The 255-nt window shown below is 57.3% G+C and carries 1 protein-coding gene; it reads left to right on the top strand.

Annotated features, from left to right (window positions below; genetic code table 11):
* Positions 1-71: 71 nt before the first annotated feature.
* A partial coding sequence (locus K6M89_RS30800) for a hypothetical protein (protein ID WP_222135293.1) occupies positions 72-255 on the top strand: 184 nt, incomplete at its 3' end.

Here is a 255-nt window from a genome sequence, read left to right on the forward strand (position 1 = left end):
AGCGCGTCCTTCCAAGAAAGCCGCTTCGGCGACGACGACCTAACCCGAACCTTGAAAGGGGGCAGGGGCCCATGAGCCTTGATTACGAGAATGACAGCGTTTTGCATGAACAGCTCATTGCGGAAGTATTAGCGCAATATCCAGACAAGGCGGCGAAGCGCCGCAAGAAGCACCTCAGCGTCGCAACGAGCGGCGACGAGCCTGGCGATGAGCCGAAGGCCCTTTCCGAATGCGACGTCAAATCGAACATCAAGT

Source organism: Rhizobium croatiense, from assembly GCF_019793465.1.
Taxonomy (GTDB): Bacteria; Pseudomonadota; Alphaproteobacteria; order Rhizobiales; family Rhizobiaceae; genus Rhizobium; species Rhizobium croatiense.